This window comes from Streptomyces sp. NPDC046261 (genome assembly GCF_040646235.1).
Classification (GTDB): Bacteria; Actinomycetota; Actinomycetes; order Streptomycetales; family Streptomycetaceae; genus Streptomyces.
The window spans coordinates 1-8,575 of sequence record NZ_JBEYZU010000041.1 but is presented as its reverse complement, the minus strand read 5'-3'; the positions used below and the strand labels follow the sequence as shown (position 1 = coordinate 8,575).

General features: G+C 71.1%; 2 protein-coding genes. Both read left to right on the top strand.

The features are described 5' to 3' along the window. Nucleotides 1-3,666 (top strand): SDR family NAD(P)-dependent oxidoreductase (locus ABZ956_RS30335; protein WP_361900678.1); only part of this gene is annotated, 3,666 nt, incomplete at its 5' end. Between the two features lie 35 nt (nucleotides 3,667-3,701). Beyond that, on the top strand, nucleotides 3,702-8,575 hold a 4,874-nt coding region (locus tag ABZ956_RS30330), incomplete at its 3' end, for a beta-ketoacyl synthase N-terminal-like domain-containing protein (protein ID WP_361900675.1).

The following is an 8,575-nucleotide window of genomic DNA, read 5'->3' as shown; positions in this document are numbered from 1 at the left end:
AGCGAGACTGGTTTTACGCAGCCTGCGTTGTTCGCGGTTGAGGTGGCGTTGTTCCGGTTGGTGGAGTCGTGGGGTGTGCGCCCGGACTTCGTGGCGGGGCATTCGATCGGTGAGATTGCTGCTGCGCATGTTGCCGGGGTGCTGTCTCTGGACGATGCGTGTGTGCTGGTGGCGGCGCGGGCGAGGTTGATGCAGGCGTTGCCGTCCGGTGGTGCGATGGTTGCGATTCAGGCTGCTGAGGCCGAGGTGGCCGGCCGTCTGGTCGAGGGTGTGTCGATCGCCGCCGTCAACGGCCCGAACGCGGTCGTCATCGCCGGTGATGAAGCCGGCGTACTCGGCATCGCGGAGAAGTTCGCGTCCGAGGGCTGCAAGACCCAGCGTCTGTCGGTCAGTCACGCGTTCCACTCGCCGTTGATGGATCCGATGCTGGAGGAGTTCCGGCAGGTCGCATCCGCTCTTTCCTACTCCGCACCGAAGATTCCCCTCATCTCGAACGTGACCGGGGAGCAGGCGACCGCAGACCTGGTCTGCATGCCGGAGTACTGGGTGCGGCACGTCCGCGAGGCCGTCCGCTTTGCGGACGGCATCACGGCGCTCGCCAAGGCCGGAGCCACCGTCTTCCTCGAGCTGGGCCCTGACGGTGTTCTCGCCGCGATGGCTCAGCAGAGCCTGGACGGCGACAACGACGACCTCGTCGTTGTCCCCGCCCTGCGCAAGGACCGCCCCGAAGAGACCGCCCTGCTCACCGCTCTCGCCCGGCTGCACGTAGCAGGCGTCGACCTCGACTGGACCGCCCTCTTCACCGGCACCGGCGCCCGCCGGGTCGACCTGCCCACGTACGCCTTCCAGCACCAGCGGTACTGGCCGAGGCCCGCTGCCTACACAGGTGATGTGGTCTCCGCCGGCCTGCGGCCCGCAGAGCACCCGCTCCTTGGCGCGGCGATCGCACTGGCGGACTCCGAAGGTGTGCTGTTCACGGGGCGCCTTTCGCTGCAGACTCACGCATGGCTCACCGGGCACACGGTCGGCGGGGCCGTCGTCTTCCCGCCCTCCGGGTTCCTGGAGCTGGCCGTCCGTGCCGGTGACCAGGTCGGTTGCGACCGGGTCCAAGAGCTCGACCTCACCGAGCCGCTCGTCCTCCTGGACAGCGACGCCGTGGTCTTCCAGGTCCGGGTGGGCGGCCCGGACGAGTCCGGGGCACGCGAGGTGATCTTCTCCTCGCGGCCGGAGAGCGCCGCCGACGATCAGCCGTGGACCGGGCATGCCAGAGGTGTGCTGGTCACGGGGGAGCGGACCGTGGAGTTCGATGCGTCGGTCTGGCCGCCGGAAGGTGCTGTCGCCGTCGACCTCGAGGGCTTCTACGACGACGCGACGGACGTCGGACCGGTCTTTCAGGCGCTGCGTGCGGTCTGGACGCTGGGCGACGAGGCATTTGTCGACATGGCGCTGCCGGATCAGGCGGACGACGCCGAGTACTACGGGCTTCATCCGGCGCTCCTGGAAGCGATGGCGCAGGCCGTCGGGTTCGCGGGCTTGGACGATGAGGAGCAGCGGCTCAGCGCACAGTCGTGGAACGGTGTCTCGCTGCACGCCGGTGGCGCTTCGGCCGTACGGGCACGCATCGCGAGGACCGGGGAGAACTCGGTGTCGATCGCGGCGATCGACGGCGCCGGTGCTCCGGTGCTGTCGGTGGAATCGCTGGTCCTGAAGGTCCTCCCGGACGCCGAAATGCCCACTGCTCGCGGCGCCGAAGAGGGCTCGCTCCTCCGCCTGGAGTGGGTGCCGGCACCGGAAGGCACCTCTTCCGACAGTGTCCGCTACGGAACCGTCACGGTCGGCACCGACAGCCTGGCGGCCCTGGACGGGCCGGTTCCGGAGCTGGTGCTGGCGTCCGTGGCCCCTACGGGCAAGGGCGTCGACGGCGATGGCGTACCGGCGGATGGCGTACCGGCGGACGACGTACCAGCGGTGGTGCACGAGCTCACGGCCCGGGTGCTGGGCCTGCTGCAGCAGTGGCTTGCCGAGGGTCGGTACGCCGCGTCGCAGCTGGTGTTCGTGACCCGCAACGCCGTCTCCGCTCACCCCGACGACGACGTCGAGGACCTGGCCGCGGCCGCGGTCTGGGGCCTGGTGCGCTCCGCGCAGTCGGAGAACCCCGGGCGGTTCGTCCTGCTCGACGTCGAGGGCGAGGAGGACGTCACCCAGGCGCTGTCTGCTCTGCCGGCTCTCCTGGCCACGGGCGATGCCCAGTTCGTCGTACGGGATGGCACCCTGCACGTGGGCCGGCTGGCTCGCGTCGCTACCGAAGAGGCGTCGTCCCCCGCATGGGACGTGGACGGCACCGTACTGATCACCGGTGGCACGGGTGGGCTCGGCGGAGAGCTGGCACGACACCTCGTCACCCGGCGCGGTCAGCGGCACCTGCTGCTGGCGAGCCGACGCGGCGAGAACGCCCCCGGCGCCGCGGAGTTGCGGGCCGAACTGACCGCCCACGGCGCCGACGTGACCATCACCGCGTGCGACACGGCCGACGCGGCCGCGGTCGCCGAGCTGGTGGCGGCCGTACCGGCGGAGCACCCGCTGACCGCGGTCATTCACACCGCCGGTGTCCTCGACGACGGCGTCGTGACCTCCCTGACCCCGCAGCGCCTGGCGGCCGTCCTGCGGCCGAAGGTGGACGCGGCATGGAATCTGCACCGGGCCACTGGTCATCTGCCGCTGGCCGCCTTCATCACGTACTCCTCCATCTCGGGCGTGATGGGCAGCGCGGGCCAGGGCAACTACGCTGCGGCCAACGTCTTCCTCGATGCCCTCGCCCAGCACCGCGCCGCCCGGGGCCTGCCCGCGCAGTCCCTGGCGTGGGGCGCGTGGGCGCAGGGAAGCGGCATGACGGGCACGCTGTCCGAGGCGGACATGCAGCGCATCGCGGCCTCCGGCGTACCCCCGCTGTCCGTGGAACAGGGCCTGGCGCTGTTCGACGCCGCCACCGCCTGCGACGCGAGCCACCTCGTCCCCATCGGCCCCACCTCCGGGGCCAGGCGGGTCCGGGGCGACGTTCCCGCGCTGCTCCGGGGCCTGGTGAAGAGCGCCCGCCGGTCGGCCGCTGCCACCGCCGGCGGAGCGGCCACCGCGGTCCTGCTCACCCGGCGGCTCAGGGAAATGCCGGGAGAAGAACGACTTGGTTTTGTGGTTGATCTCGTACGGACCGAAGCCGCCGCCGTCCTCGGCCACGCCTCGTCCAAGGCGGTCGAAGCGAAACGGGAATTCCACGACCTGGGCTTCGATTCGCTGACCGCCGTGGAGTTGCGCAACCGGCTCGCCGCGGCGACAGGTCTGCGCCTCTCCGCCACCTTGGCCTTCGACTACCCGACCCCCGCCACCCTGGCCGAACACCTCGTCTCGCAGCTCGTGGGCGAGGAAAGCGCCGGGGAAGGCCCCTCACTCCTGGCGGAACTCGACCGCCTGGACTCCACGCTTGCCGCGAGCGAGCCGGACGCCCTCACCAGGGCGGCGGTCGCCAACCGGCTGCTCCACATATTGGAGAAGTGGCGAGAGGGCGACGCGGAAACCACCGGTGCCCATGTCACCGAGCGGATCGAATCCGCCAGCACCGATGAAATTTTCGACTTCATCGACAACGAGCTCGGCCGTCTGAGCGATCGCTGATCCGGCCTCATTATTCACAGGGAAGGTTCCTCGTCATGTCGAACGACAGCAAGCTCGTTGACTACCTCAAGTGGGTCACGGCCGACCTGCACCAGACCCGCCAACGGCTGCTGGAAGTCGAGTCCGGCAAGCAGGAGCCGATCGCGATCGTCGGGATGGCCTGCCGGCTGCCGGGCGGGGTGCAGTCACCGGAAGAGCTCTGGAAGCTGCTGGACGAGGGCCGGGACGGAATCTCGGAATTCCCCACCGACCGTGGCTGGAACCTCGATGTTCTCCGTGGTGACGGCAATGGCAGCAGTGCGACCGCCGAGGGCGGATTCGTCGACGCCGGCGCATTCGACGCGGGCTTCTTCGGGATTTCGCCGCGTGAGGCCGTGGCGATGGACCCGCAGCAGCGTCTGCTGCTGGAAACGTCGTGGGAGGCGTTCGAGCGGGCCGGTATCGACCCCGCGGGCCTGCGCGGCAGCCGGACGGGCGTATTCGTCGGCACGAACGGCGTCGACTACGCGGGCGTCGTGATGAATTCCCGTGAGGACACGGAAGGCCATGCCGGCACCGGCCTGGCGAGCAGCGTGATCTCCGGACGTGTCTCGTACACCTTCGGGCTCGAAGGCCCCGCCGTGACGGTCGACACGGCATGTTCGTCATCCCTGGTGGCCCTGCACATCGCTTCCCACGCCCTGCGCAACGGCGAGTGCTCGCTGGCGCTGGCCGGCGGTGTGACGGTCCTGTCCACGCCGATGGGATTCGCCGGTTTCAGCCGGCAGGGTGGGCTCGCATCGGACGGCCGGTGCAAGGCGTTCGCCGACGCGGCCGACGGCACGGGCTGGTCGGAAGGCGTCGGCGTGCTCGTACTGGAGCGGCTGTCCGACGCCCGCCGCAACGGGCACAAGATCCTCGCCGTGGTCCGCGGCTCGGCGATCAACCAGGACGGCGCGTCCAACGGGCTCACCGCCCCCAACGGCCCCTCCCAGCAGCGGGTGATCCGCCAGGCGCTCGCCAGCGCTGGCCTGTCGACCGCCGACGTCGACGTCGTCGAGGCGCACGGCACCGGTACGACCCTCGGCGACCCGATCGAGGCACAGGCACTCCTGGCCACCTACGGGCAGGACCGCGACCCCGAGCGGCCGCTGCTCCTCGGATCGATCAAGTCCAACATCGGCCACACCCAGGCGGCGGCCGGCGTCGCCGGCATCATCAAGATGGTCCTGTCGATGCAGCACGGCGTGCTGCCCCAGACACTGCACGTTGACCGGCCTTCCACACACGTCGACTGGTCGGCGGGCGCGGTGGAACTGCTGACCGGACGTACCCCGTGGCCCGAGGCCGACCGGCCCTGGCGCGCGGGCGTGTCGTCCTTCGGCATCAGCGGCACCAACGCGCACGCCATCATTGAGCAGGCCCCGGCAATCGAAGCGGCGACCGAAGCGGCGACCGACCGCGCGGCCGGCGAGCCGGCCGGAGCCGCGGACACGACGACAGCCGCCGGCACCTCCGAGGCGCCCGCCCCCGCTGCCCCGGCCGCGGCCGGCTCCGACGCCTCACAGGCCGCGCCGGTCACCGCCGGCGCGCCCACGGTCGTGCCGTGGCTGGTGTCGGCGAAGTCCGAGGACGCGCTGGCCGCCCAGTTGGAGCGCATCACGGCACTCACCGACCGCTCACCGCTCGACGTGGGCTTCTCGCTGGTCACCGGCAGGTCCACCTTCACGCACCGCGCCGTGCTGCTGGCCGGCGACACCGGGATCACCGAGGCGGCGCGGGGCGTCGCCCCGGACGCGCCGGCCGGCAAGTCGGCCTTCCTGTTCTCCGGCCAGGGTTCACAGCGCCCCGGGATGGGCCGTGACCTCTACGCCCGGTTCCCGGTCTTCGCCGAGGCCCTGGACGCGGTGACCGCCGGCCTGGACGCCGCACTGGAGCGTCCGCTGCGCGAGGTGCTCTTCGCCGAGGCCGGCACGCCCGAGGCGGACCTGCTGGACCGCACGGGCTTCACCCAGCCCGCGATGTTCGCCATCGAGGTGGCCCTCTACCGCCTGGTGGAGTCCTGGGGACTGCGCCCGGACTTCGTGGCCGGCCACTCCATCGGCGAGATCGCGGCGGCCCACGTCGCCGGCGTCCTCTCTCTGGAGGACGCGTGCACACTCGTCGCGGCCAGGGCACGACTGATGCAGGCACTGCCCACGGGCGGAGCCATGGTCGCCGTCCAGGCCACCGAGGACGAGGTGACCGGACGCCTGGTCGACGGCGTGGCGATCGCGGCGGTCAACGGGCCGGACTCGCTCGTCATCGCCGGCGACGAGGCCGCCGTGCTGGGCGTCGCCGAGCGGCTCGCGGTCGAGGGACGCAAGACGCTGCGGCTGTCGGTGAGCCATGCGTTCCATTCACCGCTGATGGACCCCATGCTGGAGGAGTTCCGGCAGGTCGTATCAGGGCTCTCCTTCGCGGCACCGCAGATCCCGGTCGTGTCGAACGTGACCGGTGAACTGGCCACGGAAGAGCTGCTGTGCAGCCCCGAGTACTGGGTGCGCCACGTCCGCGAGACCGTCCGCTTCACGGACGGCGTGCGGGCGCTCGCCGAAGCCGGCACCACCACGTTCCTGGAGCTCGGCCCGGACGGGGTGCTGGCGGCCATGACCCAGCACAGCCTGGGCGAAGCCGCCGACAACGCGGTGGTCGTCCCCGCGCTGCGCAAGAACCGGCCCGAGGAGACCGCCCTGCTCACCTCGCTCGCGCGACTGCACGTCGCGGGCGTCGAAGCGGACTGGTCCCAGCTGTTCACCGGCACCGGTGCCCGCCGGGTGGACCTGCCGACGTACGCCTTCCAGCACGAGCGCTACTGGCCCCGGCCGGCCGCCCTCACGGGCGATGTGACGGGCGCCGGCCTGTCGCCGGCCGAACACCCGCTGCTGGGCGCGACCCTGGCCCTCGCCGACTCCGACGAGGTGCTGTTCACGGGCAGGCTGTCCCCGCACACGCACCCCTGGCTGGCCGATCACGTCGTGGACGGCAAGGTCCTCTTCCCCGGCACCGGATTCCTGGAACTGGCGATGCGCGCCGGTGACCAGGTCGGCTGCGACCGGGTCGAGGAGTTCACCCTCGTCGCCCCGCTGGTACTGACCGAGGAGAGCGCCGCACTGGTGCAGGTCCTCGTCGGCGCCCCCGACGAGGCCGGCGCCCGCACCGTGAGCCTGTACGCCCGCCCGGAGGACACCTCGGACGAGGCGTGGACCGAACACGCCACGGGCCTGCTGAGCACCGGCGAGCGGGTGGCGGAGTTCGACGCCGCCGTCTGGCCGCCGCAGAACGCGGTGGTCGTCGACCTCGAAGGGTTCTACGAGCGGACCCAGTACGGCCCCGTGTTCCAGGGGCTGCGCTCGGTCTGGATCCGCGACGACGAGGTCTTCATCGAGGCAGCCCTGACCGGCGACACGGCGGCGGACGCCGGAGGCTTCGGCATGCATCCGGCGCTGCTGGACGCCGTGCTGCACGCCCACGGCGTCGCCGGGGTGGGCGACGCGGAGCACGCCCTCATGCCGTTCGGCTGGAGCGGTGTGTCGCTGCACGCCGGCGGTGCCTCGGTCGTCCGGGCCCGCATGGTCAAGCTCGGCGAGGACTCGGTGTCCATCGCGGTCGCGGACGTCGAGGGCGCGCCGGTACTGACCGTCGAGACACTGGTGATGCGGGCCCGGCAGGCCGTGGTGGCGCCCACCCGGCGCAGGGCCGAGCAGGACTCGCTGCTCCGGCTGGAGTGGGTGCCTGCCCCCGAACCGCAGCAGAGCGAGGGCGTCCGATGGGTGTCGCTGGGCGCCGGAGACTTCGCGGCGGACGCCACGATCGCTTCTCTGGCGGAGGCCACGGGCGACGAGGACCTGGTGCTCGTTCCCGTCTCGGGTAGTGATGCCGATGCTGATGCCGCTGTCGCGGTGCATGAGCTGACGGGCCGGGTGCTGGGTCTGGTTCAGGAGTGGCTGGCGGAGGAGCGGTTCGCCGCCTCGCGCATGGTGTTCGTGACGCGCAACGGTGTCGCGGCCGTGGACGGCGAATGCGTCGACGATCTTGCGGCGGGTGCGGTGTGGGGTCTGGTGCGTTCGGCGCAGTCGGAAAACCCGGGCCGCTTCGCACTGCTCGACATCGATGGCGATGTTGACGGTGACGTCGGCGCTGTGCCCGCCGTGCTGCCGGGACTGTCCGGACTGCTGGCTACGGGTGACGAGCAGTTCGTCGTGCGTGACGGTGAGCTGCGGGTGGCTCGGCTGGCGCGTACGGCTTCCGGGGGCAGCCTGCTGCCTCCGGCCGGTGAGCCGTGGCGGCTGGATGCCGGTGCCAAGGGCAGCCTGGACGGCCTGGCGCTCGCTCCTTGCACCGAGGTGCTGGAACCGCTCGCTCCGGGGCAGGCCCGCCTGGAGGTCCAGGCCGCCGGGCTGAACTTCCGCGATGTCCTCAACGCCCTGGGCATGTACCCGGGTGAGGCCGGCCTGCTCGGTGCCGAGGCCGCCGGTGTGGTGGCCGAGGTCGGGCCGGGCGTCACCGGACTCGCCGTCGGTGATCGGGTGATGGGCATGGTGCCGGGTGGGTTCGGTCCGGTGGCTGTGGTGGATGAGCGGTATGTGGTGGGTGTGCCGGAGGGTTGGTCGGGGGTGGAGGCGGCGTCGGTGCCGCTGGTGTTCCTGACGGCTTTGTATGCGTTGAGGGATTTGGCTGGTCTGCGGGCGGGTGAGTCGGTTCTGATTCATGCCGGTGCCGGTGGTGTCGGTATGGCGGCGATTCAGTTCGCGCGGCATGTGGGTGCCGAGGTGTTCGCGACGGCGAGTGAAGCAAAGTGGGAGACTCTGCGTGAGTTGGGTGTTCCGGATGATCACATTGCGTCGTCGCGTTCGACTGACTTCGAGGAGCGGTTCCGGCAGGTCACGGG